This window comes from Brevibacterium sp. CCUG 69071 (assembly GCF_021023135.1).
GTDB lineage: Bacteria > Actinomycetota > Actinomycetes > Actinomycetales > Brevibacteriaceae > Brevibacterium.
In genome coordinates this window covers 499,336-523,706 of sequence record NZ_PGFV01000002.1, presented here as the reverse complement: position 1 = coordinate 523,706, position 24,371 = coordinate 499,336, and the positions used below count along the sequence as shown (strand labels likewise).

General features: G+C 65.2%; 22 protein-coding genes and 1 other RNA gene. 11 read left to right on the top strand and 12 right to left on the bottom strand.

Annotated features, from left to right (window positions below; all coding sequences use genetic code 11):
* Positions 1-373 precede the first annotated feature (373 nt).
* Positions 374-631, bottom strand: coding sequence for a hypothetical protein (locus CV023_RS07600; protein WP_230744868.1), 258 nt, complete (start codon positions 629-631; stop codon positions 374-376).
* A 52-nt stretch (positions 632-683) separates the two neighbouring features.
* Positions 684-1,364 (bottom strand): hypothetical protein, encoded by a 681-nt coding sequence (locus tag CV023_RS07595; RefSeq protein ID WP_230744867.1) that lies wholly within the window; start codon positions 1,362-1,364, stop codon positions 684-686.
* A gap of 171 nt (positions 1,365-1,535) precedes the next feature.
* Here CV023_RS07595 and CV023_RS07590 point away from each other — a divergent pair, with 171 nt between their 5' ends.
* Positions 1,536-1,712, top strand: a complete 177-nt coding sequence (locus CV023_RS07590) for a DUF3263 domain-containing protein (RefSeq protein WP_269067196.1) — start codon at positions 1,536-1,538, stop codon at positions 1,710-1,712.
* Positions 1,713-2,037: 325 nt separating this feature from the next.
* On the opposite strand, the gene CV023_RS07585 is transcribed toward CV023_RS07590, so the two are convergent.
* The 7 genes from CV023_RS07585 to prfB form a co-directional block, all read right to left on the bottom strand.
* The gene (locus tag CV023_RS07585; protein ID WP_230744866.1) at positions 2,038-3,369 is read right to left on the bottom strand and encodes an IS110 family transposase; all 1,332 of its coding nucleotides are present in this window, start codon (positions 3,367-3,369) and stop codon (positions 2,038-2,040) included.
* Positions 3,370-3,961: 592 nt separating this feature from the next.
* Positions 3,962-4,339, bottom strand: a transfer-messenger RNA (tmRNA) gene (gene ssrA, locus CV023_RS07580).
* A gap of 160 nt (positions 4,340-4,499) precedes the next feature.
* Positions 4,500-4,970 carry an SsrA-binding protein SmpB gene (smpB, locus tag CV023_RS07575; protein WP_230744865.1) on the bottom strand — a complete coding sequence of 157 codons (471 nt, stop codon included), beginning with the start codon at positions 4,968-4,970 and terminating at the stop codon, positions 4,500-4,502.
* A 248-nt stretch (positions 4,971-5,218) separates the two neighbouring features.
* Complete coding sequence (locus CV023_RS07570; RefSeq protein WP_230744864.1) at positions 5,219-6,448, bottom strand: M23 family metallopeptidase; 1,230 nt, start codon at positions 6,446-6,448, stop codon at positions 5,219-5,221.
* Between the two features lies 1 nt (position 6,449).
* Positions 6,450-7,364, bottom strand: a complete 915-nt coding sequence (gene ftsX, locus CV023_RS07565; RefSeq protein ID WP_230744863.1) for a permease-like cell division protein FtsX — start codon at positions 7,362-7,364, stop codon at positions 6,450-6,452.
* Positions 7,361-8,050, bottom strand: a complete 690-nt coding sequence (gene ftsE, locus CV023_RS07560) for a cell division ATP-binding protein FtsE (RefSeq protein ID WP_230744862.1) — start codon at positions 8,048-8,050, stop codon at positions 7,361-7,363. The genes ftsX and ftsE overlap by 4 nt, the downstream gene beginning before the upstream one ends.
* A 143-nt stretch (positions 8,051-8,193) precedes the next feature.
* The gene (prfB, locus tag CV023_RS07555) at positions 8,194-9,318 is read right to left on the bottom strand and encodes a peptide chain release factor 2 (RefSeq protein ID WP_230744861.1); all 1,125 of its coding nucleotides are present in this window, start codon (positions 9,316-9,318) and stop codon (positions 8,194-8,196) included.
* A 244-nt stretch (positions 9,319-9,562) separates the two neighbouring features.
* Here prfB and CV023_RS07550 point away from each other — a divergent pair, with 244 nt between their 5' ends.
* From CV023_RS07550 to CV023_RS07515, 8 genes are all read left to right on the top strand, one after another.
* Positions 9,563-10,786: a CpaF family protein gene (locus CV023_RS07550; protein WP_230745176.1), complete on the top strand. Its 1,224-nt coding sequence runs from the start codon at positions 9,563-9,565 to the stop codon at positions 10,784-10,786.
* 13 nt (positions 10,787-10,799) lie between these two features.
* The gene (locus CV023_RS07545) at positions 10,800-11,774 is read left to right on the top strand and encodes a type II secretion system F family protein (protein ID WP_230744860.1); all 975 of its coding nucleotides are present in this window, start codon (positions 10,800-10,802) and stop codon (positions 11,772-11,774) included.
* Positions 11,771-12,709, top strand: a complete 939-nt coding sequence (locus tag CV023_RS07540) for a type II secretion system F family protein (protein ID WP_230744859.1) — start codon at positions 11,771-11,773, stop codon at positions 12,707-12,709. Before CV023_RS07545 ends, CV023_RS07540 begins: the two co-directional genes overlap by 4 nt.
* 91 nt (positions 12,710-12,800) lie before the next feature.
* On the top strand, positions 12,801-13,040 hold the full coding sequence (locus CV023_RS07535) for a hypothetical protein (RefSeq protein ID WP_230744858.1): 240 nt from the start codon (positions 12,801-12,803) through the stop codon (positions 13,038-13,040).
* Complete coding sequence (locus CV023_RS07530) at positions 13,037-13,459, top strand: TadE/TadG family type IV pilus assembly protein (protein ID WP_230744857.1); 423 nt, start codon at positions 13,037-13,039, stop codon at positions 13,457-13,459. Before CV023_RS07535 ends, CV023_RS07530 begins: the two co-directional genes overlap by 4 nt.
* Positions 13,452-13,964, top strand: a complete 513-nt coding sequence (locus CV023_RS07525) for a hypothetical protein (RefSeq protein ID WP_230744856.1) — start codon at positions 13,452-13,454, stop codon at positions 13,962-13,964. Before CV023_RS07530 ends, CV023_RS07525 begins: the two co-directional genes overlap by 8 nt.
* A gap of 25 nt (positions 13,965-13,989) precedes the next feature.
* Positions 13,990-14,463, top strand: a complete 474-nt coding sequence (locus tag CV023_RS07520; RefSeq protein WP_230744855.1) for a pilus assembly protein TadG-related protein — start codon at positions 13,990-13,992, stop codon at positions 14,461-14,463.
* A 244-nt stretch (positions 14,464-14,707) separates the two neighbouring features.
* Complete coding sequence (locus CV023_RS07515) at positions 14,708-18,355, top strand: FtsK/SpoIIIE domain-containing protein (protein ID WP_230744854.1); 3,648 nt, start codon at positions 14,708-14,710, stop codon at positions 18,353-18,355.
* A gap of 26 nt (positions 18,356-18,381) precedes the next feature.
* Here the strand turns inward: CV023_RS07515 and CV023_RS07510 are convergent, their stop codons facing one another.
* Positions 18,382-19,431 (bottom strand): GNAT family N-acetyltransferase, encoded by a 1,050-nt coding sequence (locus CV023_RS07510; RefSeq protein WP_230744853.1) that lies wholly within the window; start codon positions 19,429-19,431, stop codon positions 18,382-18,384.
* A gap of 45 nt (positions 19,432-19,476) precedes the next feature.
* On the opposite strand from CV023_RS07510, the gene CV023_RS07505 reads away from it, so the two are divergent.
* Positions 19,477-20,286, top strand: coding sequence for a purine-nucleoside phosphorylase (locus CV023_RS07505; RefSeq protein WP_230744852.1), 810 nt, complete (start codon positions 19,477-19,479; stop codon positions 20,284-20,286).
* A gap of 11 nt (positions 20,287-20,297) precedes the next feature.
* On the top strand, positions 20,298-22,109 hold the full coding sequence (locus CV023_RS07500) for a phospho-sugar mutase (protein ID WP_230744851.1): 1,812 nt from the start codon (positions 20,298-20,300) through the stop codon (positions 22,107-22,109).
* A gap of 87 nt (positions 22,110-22,196) precedes the next feature.
* On the opposite strand, the gene deoC is transcribed toward CV023_RS07500, so the two are convergent.
* Together deoC and CV023_RS07490 are read right to left on the bottom strand one after the other, a co-directional pair.
* The gene (gene deoC / locus CV023_RS07495; protein WP_230744850.1) at positions 22,197-22,850 is read right to left on the bottom strand and encodes a deoxyribose-phosphate aldolase; all 654 of its coding nucleotides are present in this window, start codon (positions 22,848-22,850) and stop codon (positions 22,197-22,199) included.
* A 110-nt stretch (positions 22,851-22,960) separates the two neighbouring features.
* Positions 22,961-24,250: a thymidine phosphorylase gene (locus CV023_RS07490; RefSeq protein ID WP_230744849.1), complete on the bottom strand. Its 1,290-nt coding sequence runs from the start codon at positions 24,248-24,250 to the stop codon at positions 22,961-22,963.
* Positions 24,251-24,371 lie beyond the last annotated feature (121 nt).

Here is a 24,371-nt window from a genome sequence, read left to right as displayed (position 1 = left end):
CGTTTCTCCTTCTCAGCTTCGCAGTCACCTCAACAGCAGCCTCTCAAGGAGACGAAGACACTGAAGAGCAGGTCATATCTTCACGGCGCCGTCTCCCTACGTGGAAGCTGCCACTGCAGGTGTTGCGACGCGAAAACTCGACGCAATCGAGAAAGAACACCGGTGGACGACGTGTTCTTTCCTCTCGTTCGGCCCTACGGGGTGAGCATGCGGCTGGACACGGAGGAGCTACTAGGTACGACACGCGGGAGTGTGATTCAACGTGGTAGACGCAAACAGCCCCCTAGCCGTTCAGGCTAGGGGACCGATTGCTTCAATTGCATACATCATGCGGCCTTGCTCCGAGATGCGGTCAAAGTTGACACTCGCACCATCATTCAACTACGAAGTTACTCAATCCGGCGATCCGTAGGATGAATGGTGCGATCGACATCAGAACCAGGAGCGATGAGACTGCCCAGAGCCACGCCATCTTTGCCTTATGCCGACGGACGCTAGTGCCTAGGGCAAATAGAGGGCTAAGCAAGGGCAGGCCGTAGAAGATCGGTGTCAGCACAAATGCGAGCGCAAGGAAGCCGATGAACTTCCATTCTGTCTTTGAGATGAATCGTTCGCGTTGCTCGGTCGCCATGTTTTGCACCTGCATCTGTCTCGTTCTGACTGCTCTGATGTTTGATGTAATCCTAGCCGCCGACCTGCCAGGTTTTGACTGCCCCTGACTTAGACGTGCGGTAGTGCAGGCCCACTCCGAGAGTGACTGGGCTGCCTTTCACGAAGAGCGAAGCATCGAATCGGTAGTATGAATCAGCGTAGGTGCCAGCTTTGGGTTTGGTGCATTTGATTGGCTTCACTGACCAGCCAACCTGCCATGATCCTTCGGAGTGGCAGGTGTGGTAGCCGGTCTTACCCTTGTACTTCTTGACCCATGCTTTTGAACCGTTCCAGTAGGTTCTGCCTGCATGCTTCTCGTAATTGGATCCGCCCCAGTAGGCGTGCTTCCACTTCTTGCTCTTGATCTTTCCTGCCTTCGCTGCCTTGACTACCACAGCTGTTTCCTGCTTACTCATGTCCTCGGTGGCAGCGAACGCCTTGGCTTCTGCGACATCGACCGTTTCAGTAGAGCCTTCCTCGACGGTGACCTTGCCCTCGCAGAGTTCAAGGTCTTTCGCTTCAGCCGTTTGTCCAACCTTCTCGTATGCTTCTGCGACTTGCTGGACACAGGTGTCGTCTACGAATTTGGTTGTCGACACTTCATGGAGCGTTGCGGGGGTGTCTGCTTGCGCGGGGGCTATGGTCCCTAGCAGCAGTGCGGTTGAACTGGCGATTGAAGCGACTACCGTAACGCTTCTTCTAGTTGCGGCCATTTGCACATCCTTTCTCGATGTAAGGCAACCGTATGCGGCGGCATGGCTTCGCCACCTCCCACGAAAGTATGGAATTGCAGGAAAACTTTACGATCGAGCTGGCGATTGCAACTGATGTCGACGGCGTTGGTGATCGATTACTACTGATCCGTCTATGCCACACTGACTCTTATGCTTCCTGGCACCGTGAACGAGCTCTCCAGGCACGATCGGATGATCCTCGACTTGGAGAAGACCGACCATAGCGCGGCTGCCCGCGACTCGTTGTGCCAGCGCATCGAGCTCCCGACCGAGAGGTACCACATCATGCTCAAGGGGCTCGCGGACACTGACGCCGCATGCAGTTGAATCCCGGATGTTGCGGAACGGGCGACGCGGTTACGGGCGGAAGGGTTCGCGTTCGAAAGACGGCAAAGACGATGAGAGACGTTTCTGCGGTAGGCAGTCGTTGACACACAGTATGTAGTTTCCCGGAGACAGGATGCTGATATGAGTGACGACTTCAATTTCATCTATTCACAGCAGTTTTGTGATCGACTGAAAAACATCAGGCAAATTGCCATCAACACACCGCAGGTACGCAGTGCCGTTCAGGCAACGTTAACGGCATCTCGGGCAGTCGGTCCCAAAAATATCAGCTCCGCATACTTGAGAATGATGCTCCTATTGTGTGTCAAGCAGCTTCGAGCCATTTTCTGTACTCGTCGGTGAGAGTGGGAAGCGGGCGTCGATGCTTCTCGATGTCAGAGATCCTCGCGGGATAAGTATCCAACGCCCGGGCGACCTGAGACAGGGAAATATGGCGGCGTATGCGTTCGTGGGCGAGCTGTTGGCCCTCGGCCGCACTTGTATCCATGACCTGGGGTCGTGTCAACGCTTTATATACCTCGCGGGCGATGGTCCGCTTGAGACACCTGAGCACGTCCTTCTTCGTCTTGCCTTCGCCCAGCCGGCGCTGGACGTAGCCCTGGGTGCGAGGGTCATGACGCATGCGCACCAGCGCGATCCGGTGCAGGGCCTTGTTGCCGCGACGGTCACCACCGTGATTGACTCTATGCCGATTCGTCTTGCCTGACGAAGCCGGAATGGGTGCAGCCCCACACAACGATGCGAAGGCTGCTTCCGAATGGATGCGTTCCGGGTTGCCGCCGGCAGTGACGGCCAGTTCGGCGGCGGTCACGGTGCTGGCACCATAGATGGCCAGCAGGTTCGGGTAGGCATCGATGAGCAGGGCGTTCATTTGTTTGTCGAGTTCATCGGCGCGTTTTTGGTGGTCTCTGTAGGTTTGAGCCATCTGTTTGAGGCTGTAGGCGGCTGCCGCAGCCGGTGTGGTGGCTTTGCCGGGCCTGCTGGTGGCCAGCCGGGAGATCAGTTTCGCCGTCGGCATCCCTCGGTAGGTAGCGCGCAGGTCTTCTGGCGCGGTGACCAGCAAGGATCGGATGCACGAGATCATCGCTGTCATCGCATGCACGAGTTGAGTGCGGGCCGTGAGCAGGAACCTCAGCGCCTCGGCTGGTGTCTGGGTGTCCTTGGCGTGCGAGGTGCCATCACCGGCCAGCACCGTACGTGCGGCGGCGACTGCGTCGATGGGATCGGATTTGCCGTGCAGGCGTCGCACCTGGCGGGTGGGGCGTAGGACTTCGGTGACAGTGTAGCCGGCATTAACGAGGGCGCGGGTGAGCCCGGCCCCATAGGAGTTGGTGCCCTCAACGCCGACCGCCAGGATGTTGCCTGTGGTGCTGAGAGTGTCGATGAGCGCTTGGTAACCGTGTTTGTCGGCGTCGAATGTCGACGTGGATTCGATGCCGCCGGTGTTGGTCAAGATCGCCAGCGTGTGTGTTTGGTCGTGGGTGTCGACTCCGGCGATGAAGCCGGCAGTGTCGTCAAAAGCTAGGCCCAACGGTCTTCCTCCTCGATCGGTGCGGATCGAGGATCGGCTGGCACAGACAAGACGCTGACGAGATAGGTACCATGAGAATGCGAACTCGTCATGGTTTCCGATCATGCTCCTATGAGGTCATGAACCGGCCGATCCTTGACTTGGTGCTCGCGGAAGCAGGACAAATCAAGCGGAGGACAGGCTCTCTGCCGAGAGTCGTCAGTCAAGCCCTGAGTCACTGCTTCCGCGGGCACTTTCCATTATCAGCGTCAAGCCCCGGGTAACGCGCTTGTTCAGCCCGCTATTGAGAGCGCAAGCTAGACGGAGCAGCATAGTTTCGGTCCTCCACTCAGTTGAGTATTTGTGGGGATACATCGCGGCAGAGGGCAAAGCCTCCATCTGTGCTCAACTTCAACTTCTACGAAGGCATCGAGTAGTTCACCAAGTATCTCGGCGCACGCAGTTCGATGCTCGTCAGCCAGACGAGAAACAGTCACCGCCGGTCCCATCGCCTCACGGTCGGTTCTAGCGTTTGGCGGGCCCGCCCTGCCACCATGTCTCTCGACACAGATCTGTGCGTCGTTGCCGAAGCGCAGGATAGTGCCGGTCGGCGGCTCGTTGAAATCGAGGTTGGGCAATTCTTGGGCAGACGCGGATTCCGGGCATGAGAAAAGCCCCGCCTGCCCAGTGTTTACAAGGGCAAGCGGGGCTTGACTGAAAGTGGAGATGGCGGGAATCGAACCCGCGTCCGTCGGCAGATTGTCAGGACTTCTCCGGGCGCAGTTCGTGAACTAGTTTCTTAGGTTCTGGTCATCGCACGAACACGTAGACCAACGAACGGAGTTGAGTAAGAGTCCCTCAGATACCCCCAACATGTATCTGAAGCAGTGGCTTCCTAAGCGACGCCAGTATCTAGAGCGGAAGCAACTCTAGGCTGACGGATTCGCAGCTCGCGCTCTATCAGGCAGCGAGGGCGAAATCGGTGCGGTTGTTAGACTTAGCACCTATTGGTTTGCAGAGGACATTAACGAGATGACTCTGCATTCTCGGCCCGCTTCTCCCGACGCAGTGTCCAACGTCGAAACCGATCATCCCCATATTCTGTTACCAATCCTGTCCTGCTCTGGCCCCCGCGTTTCCGCGGGTTTCTTGGCTGGACAGGAACACCAGCATACTCGTAGAACGCGGGCTGGGCCAATCGTATTCCCGGCCCCGTTTGCGCGGTGGTGCGGCGACCGCAGAGCCCTCCTGAAGTCCTACAGGAACTGCTTGGACTTCATTGCGCGCTCAGCTTCGCGCTTGTCCTGCGCTTCGCGCAGGGCCTGACGCTTGTCCCACTCACGCTTACCGCGGGCCAGGGCGATCTCGACCTTGACCCGGGATCCGTCGAAGTAGAGTTCGAGCGGTACGAGTGTGCGCCCGGATTCCTTGACCTTCTGCGAGATCTTGAGGATCTCCTCGCGGTGGAGCAGCAGCTTCCGACGCCGGCGGGCAGTGTGGTTCGTCCAGGTTCCCTGCATGTATTCGGGAATGTAGACGTTCTCCAACCAGGCCTCGTTCTGGAAGATGAGAGCGAACCCGTCGGTCAGCGAAGCCCTGCCCTCACGCAGCGACTTCACCTCGGTGCCGGTGAGCACGAGGCCGGCCTCCCACGTGTCTTCGATGTGATAGTCGTGGCGCGCCTTGCGGTTGCGTGCAATGGTCTTCTTGCCAGTGTCCTTCGGCATATCCGGCCTCCTCTCTGCTCGTCATTCGGCCATCCTCCGCGTCCGCGATCCGGCCCTCAGAGAACCAGAGACCGCGCGAACGCACAGACCCACAAGTCTAACGCACCCCGGCCATCCACGGAAGACGACAGTCGTGCACCCGCTCCCCCGCCTCGGCGAGCCCATCCCTCACACCTCCGCCCCTCACTGCTACCTGGCGGGGTCCCAGCAACGTGGCGCCACGTTGCTGGGACCCCGCCAGGTAGTCGTCAGGAGATGTAGGGCATGGGGTTGACGTAGCCGCCGTTCTTCATGATCTCGAAGTGGAGGTGGCAGCCGGTCGAGGCACCCGTGGTGCCGGAGACCGAGATGACATCGCCCTTCTTCACCTTCTGACCGGCGTGGACCTTGACCTTCGTGTTGTGGTTGTATGTCGAGGCGATCGAGTCGCCCTTGATCTTGCCGTGGGAGATGACCACGCGGTTGCCGTAGCCTCCGGTCCAACCGGCCCCCACGACGACACCGTCACCGGCCGCATGGATCGGGGTTCCGCAGGGCACACCGAAGTCGGTGCCGGAGTGCAGCTTCCTGGCCCCCGTGATCGGGTGGACGCGGTAGCCGAAGGGCGAGGTGATGGGGTAGCCCTTGGCCGGATTGGCCAGAACGCCGTCGCCGTAGGTGAAGTTGCCCTTCTTCTCCTGCTCCTTCTCCCATTCGCGGACCTTCTTGGCCAGGGCGTCCTGCTCGTCCTTCTCCTTGGCCAGCTGCTCCTCGGTCGAGGCCTTGTTGTCCGAGATCGTCTTCTCGGCCTCGTCCTTCGCCGAGATCAGATTGTTGAGGTCATCGGCCTTCTTCTTCGCATCGACCTGCGCGGCCTCCTTGGCCAGCACCGCCTCGGCGGCTTCGTCCTTGAGATCGGAGATCTCCTCGGTCACGCCCGAGAGCCGCTCCTCGTTGTTCTCGTTGACCGCGCGCTGATCCGAGAGCGTGTCAATCGTGCGCTGCTGGGACCGCACGGCCGAGTCGACCCGGCCGATTCCGCCGTCGGCGCTCGTGCCCTCGGCCATCTGCAGCAGCATCGCCAGGTCCGAGGTGATTCCGGAGTTCTGGTAGGCCTGCCGACCGATCCGGGCCGCGGAGGTCTTGTGCTTCTCAATCTCCTCGGCGCCTTCCTTGATCGAGTCCTTGAGGCTCGACTGGGCGTTCTCCGCCGAGGTCAGACGTGCGGCCATGTCATCGTCCTTCTGGATCGCCTCGGCCAGGGCGTCGTCGGCGGCCTTCGACTCCGCCTCGGCGTCGGGCAGCTTGTCCTGCGCCTCGTCGCGTTCGGCGATGACCCGAGCAAGCTCCTCGTCGAGTCCCTCGAACTCCTGCTGGAGTTCCTTGACGCGCTCGTCGACCTTGCCCTTGTCATCGCGAGGATCGGGCACCGCCGAGGTGACCGGCAGAACCAGCGCCAGCGCGGCCGCGGTGATGATCAGTCCCAGTCTGCGCTTCATCTCAGACCTTCGTGTACTTGTTCAGGGTGATCAGGGAGGAGGCACCGGCCATGATCACGCCGATGACGATGAGGATCGGGGCGACGATGAGCACATCGGCACCGGAGATGAGACTGAACCCTGTCGCCTGGCTCTGCAGCCACCCACTGACGCCGAAGTGGACGAGGAGTCCCAGCGCCCCGGCCGACAGGGTCGCACCGACGGCCGCGGCGATCACGCCTTCGAGCAGGAACGGGAGTTGGATGAAGGTGTTCGACGCGCCCACGAGACGCATGATGCCTGTCTCCCGGCGTCTGGAGAACGCGGAGAGGCGGATCGTCGTGGCGATGAGCAGCATCGCGCAGATGAGCATGATTCCGGCGATGGCGACGGCCACGACGGTGGCGATATTGAGCACCCCGAAGAGCCGGTCGAGCAGCTGATTCTGGTCGACGACCTCCTCGACACCCTGGGTGGAGGAGAAGGACTCTTTGATGATGTCGTACTTCTCGGCGTCCTTGAGTTTGACCCGGAAGGACTCGTTCATCTCGTCCTCGGGGACGGTGCCTTCGAGGCTCGTGCCCTTGAACTGGTCCTGGAAGTGATCGTAGGCTTCGGCCTTGTCCTCGAAGTAGACCTCGTCGACATAGGGAGCGAGGTCGGAGCTTTCGAGTTCGGCCTTGATGTTCGCCTTCTGATCCTCGCTGGCCTCGCCCTCGACGCAGTTCGTCGCCTCGGAGTCCGGCGGACAGAGGAACACGGAGACCTGTACGCGGTCGTACCAGTAGTCCTTCATCTGTCCGACCTGCATCTGGAGCAGGATCGCGGCACCGACGAAGAGCAGGGACACGAAGGTCACGAGGATGACGGAGAGAACCATGGAGAAGTTCTTCCGCAGTCCCGAGAGGACCTCCGAGAGGACGAATCCGGCCCTCATGAGGCGACTCCGTAGGTGCCCTCTTCGACGTCGCGGACGATTGTTCCCTCGCGCAGTTCGATGACGCGTCTGCGCATCCGGTTGACGATCTCCCCGTCGTGGGTGGCCATGAGCACCGTGGTTCCGTTGCGGTTGATCTTCTCGAGCACGTTCATGATGTCCGCGCTGGTGGTCGGGTCGAGGTTGCCGGTGGGCTCATCGGCGAGCAGGATTCCCGGCTTGTTGACCACGGCGCGGGCGATCGCCACACGCTGCTGCTCACCGCCGGAGAGTTCGTTGGGGTACCGCTTCTCCTTGCCGGCCAAGCCGACGGTCTCGAGGACGTCAGGGACCAGGGTCGACATGGCCGCCCGTGACTTGCCGATGACCTGGAGGGCGAAGGCGACGTTGGCGAAGACGGTCTTGTTCGGCAGCAGCCGGAAGTCCTGGAACACCGTCCCGATCCCGCGCCGCAGGTAGGGCACCTTCCAGCTGGGCATCTTCACAACCGATTTCCCGGCGATGTGGATCCGTCCGGTCGTGGGCACCTCTTCACGCAGGATGAGGCGGATGACCGTGGACTTACCCGAGCCCGAGGCGCCGACGAGGAACACGAACTCCCCGCGATCGGCCTCGAACGTGATGTCGTCGAGTGCCTTGCGGGAGCGTGTGTCGTAGGACTTCGAAACGGAGTCGAATTTGATCAAGAGGGTCTTCAATCATGTCGCGGATGGCTCGGCCGCTTCCACTGTACGTAACAGTTCCGTGATGTTCGGGGAGGCGGCGGGGCGTGTGTTGCGATCTGATGAAGTTCACAGTCGCCGAGGTGGGGCTGAGGTTCGCGGCTGGGTCAGCCGGCGGCCTCTTCTTCGGCGTTCTCCTGCTGCTTGCGCCAGCGGATGCCGGCTTCGATGAGTCCGTCGAGGTCGCCGTCGAAGACCGCCGAGGGGTTGTTGACCTCGTAGCCGGTGCGCAGGTCCTTGACCATCTGGTAGGGGTGCGTGACGTAGGAGCGCATCTGATCGCCCCAGCTGGCCTTGATGTCGCCGGCCAGCTCCTTCTTCTGCGCGGCTTCCTCTTTGCGCTTGAGGTCGAGCAGGCGTGACTGGAGGACGCGCATGGCGGCCTCACGGTTCTGGATCTGCGACTTCTCGTTCTGCATGCTCACGACCACTCCGGTCGGAATGTGGGTGATGCGCACGGCCGAGTCGGTGGTGTTCACCGACTGACCGCCCGGGCCCGATGAGCGGTAGACGTCGATGCGCAGATCGTTCTCGTCGACCTCGACATGGTCGGTCGACTCGATGAGCGGGACCACCTCGACGGCGGCGAAGGAGGTCTGTCGGCGCCCCTGGTTGTCGAACGGGCTGATCCGCACGAGGCGGTGGGTGCCGGCTTCGACGGACAGGGTGCCGTAGGCGTAGGGGGCGTTGACCTGGATCGTCGCGGACTTGATGCCCGCGCCCTCGGCGTAGGAGGTGTCCAGTTCCTGGACCTTGTAGCCGCGGTTCTCCGCCCAGCGGACGTACATGCGCGTGAGCATCTGCGCCCAGTCCGTGGCGTCGTCGCCGCCGGCTCCGGAGCGCACGGTCACGACGGCGGAGCGCTCATCGTATTCGTGGTTGAGCAGGGTCGAGATCTCGAGTTCGGCGAGCTGTTCGCGCAGCTTCGCGATATCCCGCTCGGCCTCGGCCAGGGCGTCGGAGTCGCCTTCATCCTCGGACATCTCGATGAGGAGTTCGGAATCGTCGATGCGCTGGCCGAACTTCTCGAGCTTCTCCAGCGTTCCCTGTTTGTGCGAGAGCGTGGCCGAGGTCTTCTGCGCCGAATCCGGGTCGTCCCAGAATGTCGGTGAGGACGCTTCCTCCGTGAGCTCGGCGACCTCGTCACGCAGATTGTCCAGATCGGACACGTCGAGGATCGCTTTGTACGTCTGGCGGAGGTTGGCGATTTCAGCAGAATAATCAGTGGCCATAATGGTCCCAGCCTAGTGCATCCTCGGCAACGGCAACGACGATGGGCGCAGAGGCGGAGCAGTCCGCACGCCGAAAATGCAATCCGCAAAATGCGCAAACTACACCCATGTCAGTTGTTTTTATCATTTGAAAGTTATCCACAGATCACCGAAAACTGTAGATAAATGAACCGACTACAGCTAGATTAAACGCAAATCACGCTGTCAGAACCGAATGTCGCTGTCTGTACTCCAGGGGTTCAATGTGGAAGCCGTCGAGGTGATCAAGACCGAGGTTCACAAGAGGATCAGAGACCTCGACGTGGACCCGCGCACCGATGTGCAACGCTCCCGTGAGCTCATCCGCACGGTCATCGCCGAATACGACGACCGCAGCCTCGTCGCCGATCTTCCCCCTCTGGAGGACAAAGAGGCGACGTTCCGTACGATCGACAATCAACTCTCCGGGTTCGGTGCCCTGCAGGACTATTTCGACGACCCCCGAGTCGAAGAGATCTGGGTCAACAGTCCCAGTGAGGTCTTCATCGCCCTCGACGGCGTCCACCAACTGACGACGACGAAGCTGACCGCAGGCGAACTCGATGACCTCATCGAACGGATGCTGCGCACCTCCGGCCGCCGGGTCGATCTCTCCCAGCCCTTCGTCGACGCGATCCTGCCCGACGGTTCCCGTCTGCACGTGGTCCTTCCCGACATCACCCGAGCCCACCCTGCGGTGAATATCCGCAAGTTCATCCACCGTCCGCGCAAACTGGCGAACCTCGTCGACCAAGGCTCGCTGACCCCAGCAGCCGCAGAATTCCTCGACGCGGCCGTGGCCAGCGGTGCGAACATCCTCATCTCCGGAGCCACACAGGCAGGCAAGACCACGATGCTCAACGCCCTCGCCGGATCCATTCCCGCCCGGGAACGCATCATCTCCTGCGAAGAGGTCTTCGAACTTAACCTCCCCAGCCGGGACTGGGTGCCCATGCAATGCCGTCAACCCTCCCTCGAGGGCACCGGCGAGGTCAGCTTGCGCGCCCTGGTCAAGGAGGCGCTGCGGATGCGACCGACGCGCATCATCGTCGGCGAGGTCCGAGAGGCCGAGAGCCTCGACCTGCTCGTGGCCTTGAATTCGGGACTGCCGGGGATGGGCACCCTGCATGCGAACTCGGCGCGGGCGGCGATCACGAAGATCTGCACCCTGCCGCTGCTCGCCGGGGCGAACATCTCCTCCTCATTCGTCGTGCCGACCGTCGCCGTCAGCCTCGACCTCGTCGTCCACCTGCGGCGCGAATCCTCCGGTGTCCGACGCGTCTCCGAGATCTGCGCGGTCCCCGGCGGAGTCGAAGGCGATGTCGTCGAACTCGACACGATCTTCCATTCGCCGCACGGACAGCTGGTGCGCGGTCAGGGCTTCGGCCACCTCGGCGAGCGCTTCTCTGCCATCGGTCGAGATCTGCACACGATTCTGGAAGCGGCATGAGCAGGGACCCGGCATGAGCTATTCGCAGTCGAGCCTGCTCATCGCCGCCTGCTTCGGTGCGGGGCTGTTCCTCATCTGGATGTCGCTGTGGCAGCGCCGACCTGGGACCCGCGTGCAGGGGCGGTGGGTTCGCGAACTCGACGATATGCTCACCGGTGCCGGGTTCCCGCGGATGCACCCCGGCCATCTCATTGTCCTCTCGATCGTGGTCTTCGCCCTCGTCGCCGTCGTCGGAACCGTCCTCACCGGCTCCTGGGCGATCGGTCTGTGCTTCGGCCTCTTCGGCTCCTGGCTGCCTCACCGCTACCTTCAGCATCGGGCCCGCAGCAAGCAGGTGATGAGACGCGAACTCTGGCCCGAGACCCTCGATCATCTCAACTCCGGGGTGCGGGCGGGGCTCTCTCTGCCCGAGGCCCTGGGGTCCTTGGCTCACCGCGGTCCCGAACCGCTGCGTCCGCTCTTCGAGGTCTTCGCCGAGGAGTACCGGGCCAGCGGTTCCTTCGCCCTCGCCCTCGAACGGTTCCGGCAGGTCAGCGCCGACCCCGTGGCCGACCGCATCGTCGTGGCGCTGAGCGTGACCCGGCAGGTCGGCGGCAGCGATCTGGGCACGATGCTGCGGGCGCTGGCCCAGTTCGTCCGCGACGACGCCCGGACCCGCAATGAGCTCTCGGCTCGCCAGCAGTGGACCGTCAACGGCGCCCGGCTGGCGGTCGCGGCCCCCTGGGTGGTGCTCGCCTTCCTCTCCACCCGCCCGGAGACGGCCGTCGCCTACAACTCACAGACCGGACTGATCCTCTTGGCCGCGGGCTTCGTCGTCTCGCTCGTCGCGTATCAGGCGATGAAGAGGATCGGAAGACTGCCGAGCGAACCGCGTGTCATCGAGGGATCCTCGCTGGTCTCCACCGACCATCGGGCCGACGAGAACCGGGGCTTCGGCCTCGACGGGAGTGCGGGGTACGGGGCCGAGGCCGAGGCCGAGGCCGCATGAGTGTGCTGACCGATCCGCTCACCGTGATCCTGCTGGGACTCTTCAACGGCTTCGCCCTCTGCGTGCTCGTCCTCTCCCTGCCTCCGCTGCGCAGACCGAGTCTGTCCTCGCGGATCGCCCCCTACCTGCGGGATCAGGAATCCCTCATCGACATCTATGCGCCTCCGACCCCGCGCTCGGAAGGGGCGTGGAGTCTGCTCAGGTCGATGGCGGTATCGGCGGCACTGTGGGTGACTTCCCGCATCACCACGGATGCCACATTGAGCCTGCGGATCAACCGCCTCGGCGGGAATGCTTCGATCGAACGCTTCCGGATCAACCAGGTGCTGAGCATCCTCGTCGGGATGATCGCCGCCGGACTCGTGGCCGGACTGCTCTCGGCACAGCGCGGCTTCTCCCCCATCGTCACCGTCATCCTCATCGTCTCCGGCGGCATCGCCGGCCACATCATCAACGACTGGCGGCTGAGCCAGGCCATCAACCGCCACGAATCGCGCGTGCTGGCCGAATTCCCGACCGTCGCGGAACTCCTTGCACTCTCGATCACCGCTGGTGAGGGCATCGTCGAAGCCCTCGAACGTGTGTGCCGAACCTGCTCGGGCGACCTCGTCGACGAACTCCGCGCGGCGCTGGCGGCGACCCGCACCGGAACACCGCTCGTCGAGGCTCTCGACGGCATGGCGACCCGCATCGCCATCCCCGAGATCGTCCAATTCGTCGACGGTCTGGCCGTGTCGATGACCCGGGGCACTCCCCTGGCCGAAGTCCTCCGTGCCCAGGCCGCCGATGTGCGTGAACAGTCACGACGGCGCCTGCTCGAACTCTCCGGGAAGAAGGAGATCGGCATGCTGGTTCCGGTCGTCGTCTTCGTCCTGCCCGTGACCGTGATCTTCGCCGTCTTCCCGTCCCTGACCGTGCTCGACCTCGGACCGTGATGATCATGTTCGTTCGAGCCGAACCAGCCCGGGACTCACTGAGAACCGCCCATCGGATGCGGCGACCGCCGCCATCCCAGAAGGAGACACCATGTTGACCGATCTCTACGCCCGCCTCATGGCGTTCATCGCCGGTGTCGGCACCGCCGACCCGAAGCGCCGAGGCGACGGTCCCGATGACACGGACGTACCCGATCGCGGGGACGTCCCCGGGTGGGTGCTCATCACGTTGATGACGGCCGGGTTGGTTGTCGCCCTGTGGGCACTGGCCGGCGAGGCCTTCACCTCGATGTTCCAGGACGCTATGAACAAGGTCAGGGGCGCCGGGTGAGTCGACGCCGGTGGCAGTTCCACTGTCCCGAGACGGAGGACGCGGATTCGGGATCCGCGATCGCCGAATTCGCACTCATCGCCTCCCTGCTCGCGCTCGTCCTCGCCGGAGCGCTGCAGATCGGCCTGGTCATCCACGTGCGCAACACCGTCATCGACTCCGCCATCGCCGGTGCCCGGCAGGCCAGTCTGGCCGATCAGAGTCCCCGCGACGGACAGCGGCTGGCCTCCGATCTCATCGGGGTCTCCGTGGGCGAGCGCTATGCCGAGAAGGTGACCGTGACGACGTCACGGCGAGGGCAGGTCGAGATCGTCGAGGTGCGGGTGACCACCCCGCTGCCCGTGATCGGACTGTGGGGCCCCGCCGAGGTGTGGGAGCTGCGCGGTCGGTCGATCGTCGAGGACATCGACCGTGACTGAGCGTTCCGAGGAAGCTGGGCGCTCGGAGGAGGGCGCGCGTTCGGAGGTGGACGCGAGCGCCGCTGAGCCTGCGGCAGCGGCCGAGGAAGACGCGCCCGATTCGGGGACCGCCGTCATCGAGTTCATCTTCGCCTCCATCGTGCTGCTCATCCCCGTCGTCTACCTCATGCTCGCCATCTCCCAGCTGCAGGCGGCCAGCTACGCCACGACTTCGACGGCCATCTCGGCATCCCGCATCGCCGCCCGAGATGCCGATCCCTCAGAACGTCGTGCCCATGAAGTCGCGACGATGCATTTCAGCGACTTCGGGCTCAAGGATGTGCCCATCAGCATCGCCTACTCATGTGCCGGACCCTGTGGACGCGCCGGATCCCTGGTCACCGCACGGGTGGAGACGAAGGTGTCTCTGCCCGGCTTCCCGCTGCTCTTCGGAGCCAACCGCTCCCCGCACATCACTCTCCGTGCCAGCCACTCCGATGTCGTCGCCACCACCGGAGAAGGCTGACATGGCAGGCGAGACTGAGGCTGACATGACAGGAGTGGCTGAGGCAGCGCGCGAGACAACAGCTCCGGCGCGACCGGGCGGGGGCGCAGACGACGGCTCGATCACTCCGCTGGCGATCGGATTCGTCGTCATCGCCCTGCTGCTCGCGTTCCTCATCGCCGCGCTCACGGACCTGCACATGGCCAGGCGGGAACTCCAGAGCGTCGCCGATTCCGCGGCCCTGGCCGCCTCCGATTCCTTCGAACCGGCGCCCAGGGACGAACCGGGACTCGTGTTCTCACCGCCTGCTGCCAAACGTGCCGCCGGCCGCTATGTGGCCGCGGTGCCCACTCCGCGCGGCATGCAGGATCTGCGACTGAGTGCCGATGCCGACGGTGAGCATTCTGTCGTCATCCGACTCCGCGCCGGCTACTCGCCACCACTGCTCTCGGCCTTCGTACCCGACCTCATCGGCCTCAACGCCACCGCCTACGCCAGAGGGTCCCTCCGCATCTCCTGACCGGACGGGACATCTGCAGGGCGGGCCTCCTGACAGGACAGGCCTCCTGCCGGCCGAACCGCCTCCCGACCGAGCCTCCTGCCGGGCAGTTCCAGCCACCTTGACCGAGGGCTCCGGCTTCGACGTCGTTTCCTGTGGAAGACTCTGCCACTCGCCCACTGCAGGCCTGTGGATGCAGATGCGGTTTCCACATGCCCGAACCCGGGCCTTGCGACACCGCCGAGTCGCCAGCACCCTGGGGATCATGAAGACTCTCGGGCTCGTCCATCGCATCGATGCGAACGCGAACATCCGCAGCGCCGTGCTCGAGGCCGACTCCGAACAGCGCGTGCTCGATGTGCTCCGTGCCGTCTTCGGCCCCGTCCTCACGGCCTCCGACCTCCTCGACGGCAACCGGTTCCCGGCCGATGGCCCGTCCCCGGAGACGATCGCGCTCACCATCAGCTGGGGACGCTGGCACTCGCTCAACCCCGTCACGACGGTGGGCGCCCGATTCCTCCACCGCGGCCGCTCCACGGCCTCGGTGTCCGTGCTGGCCGGGCCCGATGCCGGATTCGCACTCAACGTCGACCCGCGGTCGACTTCACTGAGCCGTGTCGCCCATCCGTCGAGTCTGACCATCCTCGACCCGTGCATCCCGCGGAGGCCGAGCCGGCTCGAGCTCGACCCCTCCCACGGCAGCGCCTTCGCGAGAATGGGAGCGACGATCCTCGCGCCGGCCTCCGACGCCACGGCACCCCTTCGCACTCCACGGACAGCCGCCTCGGTGATCCGTGCCCCTCCCCACCGCCCCACGGATGCGGACCACGTGGCACCCGATGCGGTGGACGATCCGCATCCGGCCCGGCCTCCGCAGTGGTGGACTTTCCTCATCCCCATCGGCATCGGCATCGCCCTCGCCGTGCTCACGGGAATGTGGTGGTTCCTCCTCTTCAGCGCCTCCGCCCCGCTGTCGGGCTACGTCGCCTACGCGATGGAGAAGAAGCGCTTCGCCCGCGAATCGCACCAGTGCGAGCTCGACCGAGCTGCTGCCCTCGAACGCGGGCGAGAGAGACTGACAGCGGCCATTGCCGATCACACGCGCACGGTTCGCTCCGGGCCCGGTCTCTGTTTAGGATTCGGATCGGTCCTCTCCGACATCACCATCGCCGAGGAGCTTCGCCCGTACGCCGATCACCGGGACGGGACCGTCATCCTCGATCAGGTGCCGATTCGCATCGACCCGCTGACCACCTCGGTGGCGGTGACCGGTGAGTCCGAACAGCTGCGGCACATGGCATTGGCCTGGCTGAGCGATCCCGGCGTCGATTGGGACCCGTCGGCCGCCCTGCTCGCGCTCCCCGAACTGCAGGGGACACGTTTTGTGAGCTCGGCAGCGGAGGACTCAGCACCTGCTCTCCTTGGTTCGGCAGCCGAACAACGGGTGCGCCTGCGCCTGTGCGACGGCGAAGGACGGGAGGCCGATCTCTCCGCCCGACCCGACGACCGGGTGAGCCTGCAGCTCGAGGCACCCGCGGCCGCCTCGGCGATCTCCGTGCGTCTGGGTGGCCTCGCCCAGGCCCGCACCACCGCATCCTCGGCACCGAACGGACCGGTCCCCGGCGAGGCACTCGTGGCCACGCTCATGCCGCCGGGCAGATTCATCACCCTCGAACACGGGCACGCGAGCCGGACCGAGGAACGGTGGCCCAGCCACGGCCTCGGCGATCTCTGCGAACACTCACCGGAGGCCATTGCGGCACGGTGGCGCCAGACGCACACGGGGCCGGTGATGATCGGCCGTGGGGAGACGGGGACCGTCGGCATCGATCTGTTCGGCGACGGACCCCACGCCCTCGTCGCGGGCACGACGGGCAGCGGCAAATCCCTGCTGCTCCAGACCTGGCTGTTGGCGATGGCTCTGGCACACCCGCCTCGGCGATTGCGGTTCGTGCTCATCGATTTCAAGGGCGGGGCGACCTTCTCCCCTTTGGAGGATCTGCCGCACACCGACAGCGTCCTCGACGATTTCGACTCTGCGGCGGCCTTCCGCGCCCTGGTCTCGGTGCGCGCCGAGATCACCCGGCGGGAGCGTCTCCTCGCCGATCACGGCTGCTCCGATGTGCTCGAACTGCTTGATCCGCCGCCGCGGCTGGTCGTCGTCATCGACGAGTTCCATGCGCTCATGGCCACTCATCCCAAGGCCGCTGAGCTGCTGGAGCATCTCACCGCACTCGGACGCTCCCTCGGGGTCCACCTCATCCTCGCCACGCAGCGCCCCCTGGGGGTCGTGACCGGACATATGAAGGCGAACATCAACATTCGCGTGTGCCTGCGGGTGCGGGATGACACCGATTCCTATGACGTCATCGGCGTCGCCGCCGCGGCTCATCTGCCGTCGGACACTCCCGGGGCGGCCTGCCTCGACTCGGGGTCGGAGGTCTGCCGGTTCCGGGTCGCCGTGCCGATCGCCGATGCCTCCGCCGCCGAGGTGGTCCACCGTCCCCGGCTGCGACCCTGGGTTCCCGGGCAGGGTCTTCTCGCGGGCAGCGGGGTCAACGGGATCCGCTCCGAGGACATCATCACCGCCGCCCGGGCAGAGTCGATGACGTCCCCTGCACGGACGGTGGTGCTGCCGAGCCTGCCGCGGCTGGCCGATCTCGAACGCGGGCTCAGAACCGAGGACGATCCCGACATCCGCACTACCGCGACCGGGATCATCGACATCCCTTCCCACCAGCGTCAGAGCGTGTGGACCTATACCCCTGAGATCGACGGATCGACCATTGTCATCGGCCCCGCAACCGAGCATGTGTCGTCCGTCTTGGTCAGACTTGCCGAGGCTGCTGCGAGGACGCATCGGATTGTCGCACTGGGACGCATCGCCTCGGCGCTCGAGTGGGCGGAGGTCCGATCCGGGATGGAGACCGGGTGGCGGCTGCAGACCGTGCTCGACCATCTGGGACGCACCCGTGTTCCCACGGTCGTGGTGTGCGGCAACTGGGGTGAGTTCGTCGATTCTCTCGACCACCACTGGGCTGATCAGGCCGAACGCCTGCTCAAGCACTCCTCGAGCCTGGGGCTGACCTTTCTCGTAGCCGGGTGTCGAACCTCCGCAGCCACGTCCGCAGGCTTCTCCACGCAGCTGATCTTCCCGCCGAGTGCCGGCGGCGACGGACTCAGCGTCGGACTCTCCAGGCAGCGCTTCGTCGGAGACTGGCCGGACTGGCGGGCCGTGATCGTCGGGCCGAGCAGCAGCCTCGCCGGCCGCGACGGTGCCGATGTCCAGCTGCTTCCCGCCGAGTTCGGCGAGACGGGAGGACCGGCACATGTGCTGAATCAGCGGCGGGGGTTCGAACCGCGGTGGCGCGGATTCGATCGTCCGCCGGAGAGGGTGGACCAGTCGGTGCCGCGTGGGACGGGGATCCCGCTCGGCCTCGATGCCTTCGGGGAGATCGTCTGCTGGGATCCGGTCCGGGAAGGACCCGTGCTCACCGTCCGCGGTTCGCCGCAGAGCGGAAAGAGCACGCTCACCCGCAGGCTCGAAGACGCAGGCCTGCCCGTCCTCGTCCATGATGATGCGCATCTGGAGTCGAGCCCGGAGGAGTTCGACCTGCTCGACGGCGGGGCCCACGTCGTGACGATGCCCGTGCGCTTCACACCCGGCTACGCATCATCCTTGGCGAAAGCCCAGAACATGGGCCCGCTGCTCCTCCTCGGTTCCCACAGTCGGCAGGACCTCACCGCCTTGGGGATCCTCCGCCTGGCTCCCCTCGAGGGGCAACCCGGCCTCGGGTGGCTCGTCATGGAGCAGCGGGCTCGCGTGGTGCGGCTGTTTCCCACCGACACCGAGGCTGTTCTGCCCGGCGGACGCCGCGGGGAGGCCGCCCCGCCGCTCAGCTCACGGTCCTGAACCGGGCGCTCCAGCACCCTCGCCGCTCAGCTCACATCCGCAGGAGGTCCCGCCAGTGTCTCGTAGCGATACATCTCGCTGGCCTGGCCGTTCTCGAGAAGTCGGTCCGCCAGAGCCGAGACGACGGGCATGCCGCTCGTGACCTCGAGGACGACATCGGCATCGACGGAGAGTCTGGCCAGGAGCAGTTCGGCATCGGCGACGGCGGCCGCGAACTCTTCGTCCGTGGCATCGTCGCGGTCCTCGCGGGTCTCGAACATCGACCCGAGGATGAGTTCGGTGGGCGGTTCCTCATCGACCTGGTCGACCACCGCGGTCCCGGAACCGGACTGAGCGGCACCCTGTTCGCCGCCGGCCTGCCCGGCAATCGCCGCCATTCCCGCGGTCTCATCGGCCTCACGCGCATAGGACACGGCGAAGGCGCTCAGCCCTCCCGCCTCGGCGGTCCCGGCTTCTCCGTTCAGCAGGGCGGCGCCGTGGGCACCCGCAGCCTCGGAGAGGAACGCGTTGTTGACCTGCCCGACCGTCAGCGGACCGGCAGCATCGTCCCGGTTCACGGCCTGGTACCAGGCGAGGAACGCCTTCGTCAGCTTGACCGATCCGGTGGCGACGATCTCGAGATCTTCGGCACGGCCCCCACCGGAGGGCGGCAGCGCACCGGCAGCGACCTTGATCACCCGGGTCGTCGTCAGCGGGGAGAAGCCAAGCGCCTCGGCGAATCCGGCACCGGAGCTGCCGGCCTGGACGCGGGCGCGCAGGTCGAGGCCTTCGAGGGCGGTGCCCTGCGTTTCGGCACACACGGCGTCGAAGAGCTCCCGGCCCTGACCGTGGCCCTGCTCTTCGGCGGCGACCTCGACGTGGACCCAGGCCCGGTAGGGGTGGAGCGGGGATTCGGCTATCGCGGCGGCTCCGACGGGAACTCCGGGAACCACCTCGGCGATCACGGAGCGCAGCAGCGGGGCGTCCGAGGACGGACGGAAGAGGGAACGGGCCATGTGCGCGGCGGGAGTGTCGGCGTCGGCGAACACCTCGTTCAAGCGCAGATCGTCGCCATCGCTCAGCTCTCGAATCGGCATGGGTTTCGCTCCTTGGAGGTGTCGGAACTTGATAATCTTGGCGTCATGACTGACTTAAGCGATCCTACCGCCGCCGCGAGCGCCGCGGCCACGACCATCAACCAGGCGGCCGGAATCGATGCCCATGACATTGCTCTCGTCCTCGGTTCGGGATGGGGCGGAGCGGCCGACCTCCTCGGCGAGACGATCAGCGAAGTCCCGGCCTCCGAAGTCCCCGGCTTCCACGCCCCAGCCGTCGAAGGCCACGGGGCGACGCTGCGCACGATCCGGATCGAAGCCAACGGCAAGCACGCCCTGGTGCTCGGCTCGCGCACCCACTACTACGAAGGCAAGGGCGTGCGCGCCGTCGCCCACGGTGTGCGCACCGCCGCTGCCGCCGGCTGCTCGAGCCTCGTGCTCACCAACGGCTGCGGCGGCCTCAACCGCAACTGGGCCGCAGGCACCCCCGTGCTCATCTCCGACCACATCAACCTCACCGGCACCTCCCCCATCGAGGGCGCGAACTTCGTCGACCTCACCGACCTCTACTCACCCCGGATGCGGGCGATAGCCAAGGAGATCGACCCGACCCTCGACGAAGGCGTCTACGCGCAGTTCCGCGGACCTCACTACGAAACCCCCGCCGAGGTGCGCATGGCCGGGATCTTAGGCGCCGACCTCGTCGGCATGTCGACGACGCTCGAAGCGATCGCGGCCCGTCAGGCAGGCATGGAACTCATGGGCATCTCCCTGGTGACCAACCTCGCCGCCGGCATCCAGGAGACCCCGCTCTCCCACGCCGAGGTCATCGAGGCCGGCGTCGCCGCGGCCCCACGAGTCTCGCAGCTGCTCGCCGACATCATTGCGAAGCTCTGAAGGAGGCAGCCATGACCCGCGTAGCCGACCGCTTCACCGCAGGATTCGACGCCGAGGTGGTGCGCGCCTGGATCGCCGATGACCCCGACGAACAGACCGCCACGACCTTGGAGAACATCCTCGCCACCGCCGAGGCCGGGGACGAGGCGGCCAGCGCCGACCTCGAGGACCGGTTCGCAGGCCCCCTCGTCTTCGGTACCGCCGGCCTGCGCGGTGAGATCGCGGCCGGGCCGAACCGGATGAACCGCGCCGTGGTCATCCGCGCCGCGGCCGGCCTTTCGGCGTTCCTCGCCGAGACCGTCGGGCCCGGCTTCACCGTCGTCATCGGCTGCGATGCCCGGTACAAGTCCTCCGAGTTCGCGCGCGATACGGCCGCGGTCATCACTGCCGCCGGCGGCACGGCGATCCAGCTGCCCGACCAGCTGCCCACCCCGCTGCTCGCCTTCGCCCTGTCCCACCTGCAGGCCGACGCCGGGGTGATGGTCACCGCCAGCCACAACCCGCCGGCCGACAACGGCTACAAGGTCTACCTCGGTCAGCGCCCGCTGCAGGCCATCGAATCCGATCCCGACGCCGCCCTCGCCGGTGCCGGGGCCCAGATCGTCGCCCCCGCCGATGCCCTCATCGCCGAGCAGATCGCCGCGGTCGAGTCCGTGGCCTCGGTGCCGCGTGCCGAAGACGGGTGGGAGCGTCTCGATGATGCCATCGTCGAGGAGTATCTCTCCCGCATCGATTCCCTGGGGGTACGGGCGAGTGCGGACCTGTCCATCGTGCTCACCTCCCTGCACGGTGTGGGTGCGGGCGTCGCCGAGGCGGCCCTGAAGCGGACCGGTTTCACGAACATCCACCCGGTTGCCTCCCAGCAGGCACCGGACCCGGATTTCCCGACCGTGACCTTCCCGAACCCCGAAGAGGCCGGCGCACTCGACGAGTCCTATGCCCTCGCCCGGGAGGTCGACGCCGAACTCATCATCGCCAATGACCCGGATGCCGACCGGTTCTCCGCAGCGATCCCCGATGAGACCGCAGCCACCGGATTCCGGCAGCTCTCCGGCGACGAGGTGGGGCTCCTCCTCGGCGAGGACATCGCCGCGCGATTGGCCGAAAGCGGATCCAGCGGAGCGGTCTTCGCGAACTCGATCGTGTCCTCTCGCGGGCTGGGCGCTGCGGCCGCCGCCCATGGCTTCGACTTCCGCAATACGCTCACGGGCTTCAAGTGGATCTCCCGTGTGCCCGGACTCGTCTTCGGCTACGAAGAGGCACTCGGGTACTGCGTCGATCCGGGTGCCGTGCGCGACAAGGACGGGATCTCCGCGGCAGTGACCTTCGCCGCCTTGGCCTCGCGGCTCAAGGAATCGGGATCGAGCATCGATGCCGAGCTCGACCGGATCCGCACCCGTGACGGATACTACGCGACCGCGCCCCTGAGCTTCCGCCTCGAGGACGTCTCCCTCATTGCGGCAGCGATGACGAAATTGCGGGAGAATCCTCCGCGCACCTTGGCCGGCTCCCCCGTCACCGAGGTCCACGACCTCTCGGCCGGTTATGACGGGCTGCCCGCCACCGACGGGATCCTGCTGCTTTCCGAGGCGAATTCGCGGGTGATCGTGCGCCCCTCGGGAACCGAGCCGAAGCTCAAGTGCTACCTGGAGGTCGTCACCGACCCCGAGGGACTCGCGGCCGCTGCCGAAGCGGACAGCCGCGCGGTCCGCGCAGCGGGACTCCGGGTCACGACCGCCTCGGCGAGTGCCTCACTCAAACCCGCCCTGAGCGAACGCCTCAACTCAATCAGCACGGAGCTCAAAACCTACTTCGGCCTCTGAGACCTCACAACTACCTGACGGGGGCCCAGCTACCTTGCGCAAGGTTGCTGGGCCCCCGTCAGGTAGCAGTGGAGGGTCAGGGCGGGGTCAGGCGTCGAGAGCGCCGAGGATTGCTGCCGAGCCGGAGAGGCCCAGTCGGGAGGCGCCGGCGGCGATCATCTCTTCGGCGGCCTCGACGGTGCGGATTCCGCCGGAGGCCTTGACGCCGAGGCGGTCCCCGACGGTCTCCCGCATGAGGGAGACCGCGTGGGCACTGGCACCGCCGGCGGGGTGGAACCCGGTGGAGGTCTTGACGAATCCGGCGCCGGCGGTCTCGGCGCGACGGCAGACCTCGCCGATCTGCTCATCGCTGAGCGCGGCCGACTCGATGATGACCTTGACCAGGGCGTCCCCGCTGGCCTCGACGACGCCGCGGATGTCGGCCTCGACTGCGTCGAAGTCACCGGCGATGGCCTGCCCGATGTTGATGACCATGTCGACCTCGGCGGCGCCGTCGGCAACGGCGCGCTGCGCCTCAGCGGCCTTGATCTCGGGCTTGACCTGACCGCTCGGGAACCCGACGACGGTGGCCACGACGAGCTCGCCCGGATCGGTGATCGGCAGCATCGACGGCGACACACAGATCGCCAGCACCCCGAGTTCCTTAGCCTCCGCCACGAGGGCGTCGACGTCGGCCAGCGTCGCCTCGGGCTTGAGCAGGGTGTGGTCGATGATGGCGGCGACGTCGGATCGGCTGGTCATGGTGTCCTCCGGTGTGGGTGGTGCTGCGATTGGTGCTGTCGTGACTGGTGGTTGTGTCGTGACGAGTGGTGCTGTGGTTGTCTGCGAGAGTTGTCTGCGAATTCAGTGTCTCAGGTGATCTTCTCGAACACGATCGACTCGGGCACTCCGCTGGCGTCTCCGCCGATCACGACCGCTCCCTCGAGGGATTCGAGTGCCCTGGGGAAGCGTTCGGGTGTCGCGGTGTGCAGGGTCATCAGCGGCTGCCCCGCGGTGACGGTGTCTCCCGGCTTGGCATGGAGTTCGATCCCGGCCACGTCCTGCACCGGGTCCTCCTTACGCGCTCGACCGGCACCGAGCCGCCACGAGGCGACCCCGACGGACAGGGCGTCGAGCTTCGTGACGACCCCGGATTCGGCGGCCGTGACGACCTCGGTGTGCTCGGCCACCGGCAGGGCGGCATCGGGATCGCCGTGCTGGGCGCGGATCATACGCTTCCACACGTCCATGGCACGTCCGTCGCTCAGCGCCGCACGGACGTCGACGTCGGTCCTGCCCGCCAAACGCAGCATCTCCTCGGCGAGTGCCACCGTAAGATCGACGACGTCGGAGGGCCCGCCGCCGGCGAGGACCTCGACGGATTCCCGGACCTCGAGGGCGTTGCCGACGGTCAGACCCAGCGGCGTGGACATATCGGTGAGCAGGGCCGAGGTCTTGACCCCGGCGGCCTTGCCAAGGTCGACCATGGTCCGGGCCAGCTGCTGGGCCTTGGGCAGGTCCTTCATGAACGCCCCGGATCCGACCTTGACGTCGAGGACGAGCCCTTCGGTGCCCTCGGCGATCTTCTTCGACATGATCGAGGAGGCGATGAGCGGAATGCAGTCAACCGTCGAGGTGGTGTCGCGCAGCGCGTAGAGCTTCTTGTCCGCCGGGGCCAGTCCGGATCCGGCGGCGCAGATGACCGCACCGAGGTCGTCGAGCTGACCGAGGATCGCCTCGTTGCTCAGTCCCGCCTGCCAGCCCGAGATGGATTCGAGCTTGTCGAGCGTGCCTCCCGTATGACCGAGCCCCCGACCGGAGAGCTGGGGCACGGCGACATCGAAGACCGCGACGAGAGGCGCCAGCGGCAGGGTGATCTTGTCCCCGACTCCCCCGGTCGAATGCTTGTCCGAGGTCGGCCGGGACAGAGAGGAGAAGTCCATGCGCTCACCCGAGGCGATCATCGCCTGCGTCCAGTCAGCGATCTCGGCCGGTTCCATGTCATTGATGAAGATCGCCATGGCCAGGGCGGCCATCTGCTCATCGGCGACGACACCGCGGGTGTAGGCGTCGATCACCCAATCGATCTGATCCTTACTCAGTGCACGTCCGTCGCGTTTGGTCGCGATGACGTCCACGGCGTCGAATGCCTCTACGGTCACGGTGTCAGTCCTTCGTTCTCGATCTCGGCCCGGAACCGGCAACGGGACTGCAGGTCTACCTCGGCGATCCTCGGTTCAATGCGATCCTCGGTTCAATGCGATCCTCGGTTCAATGCGATCC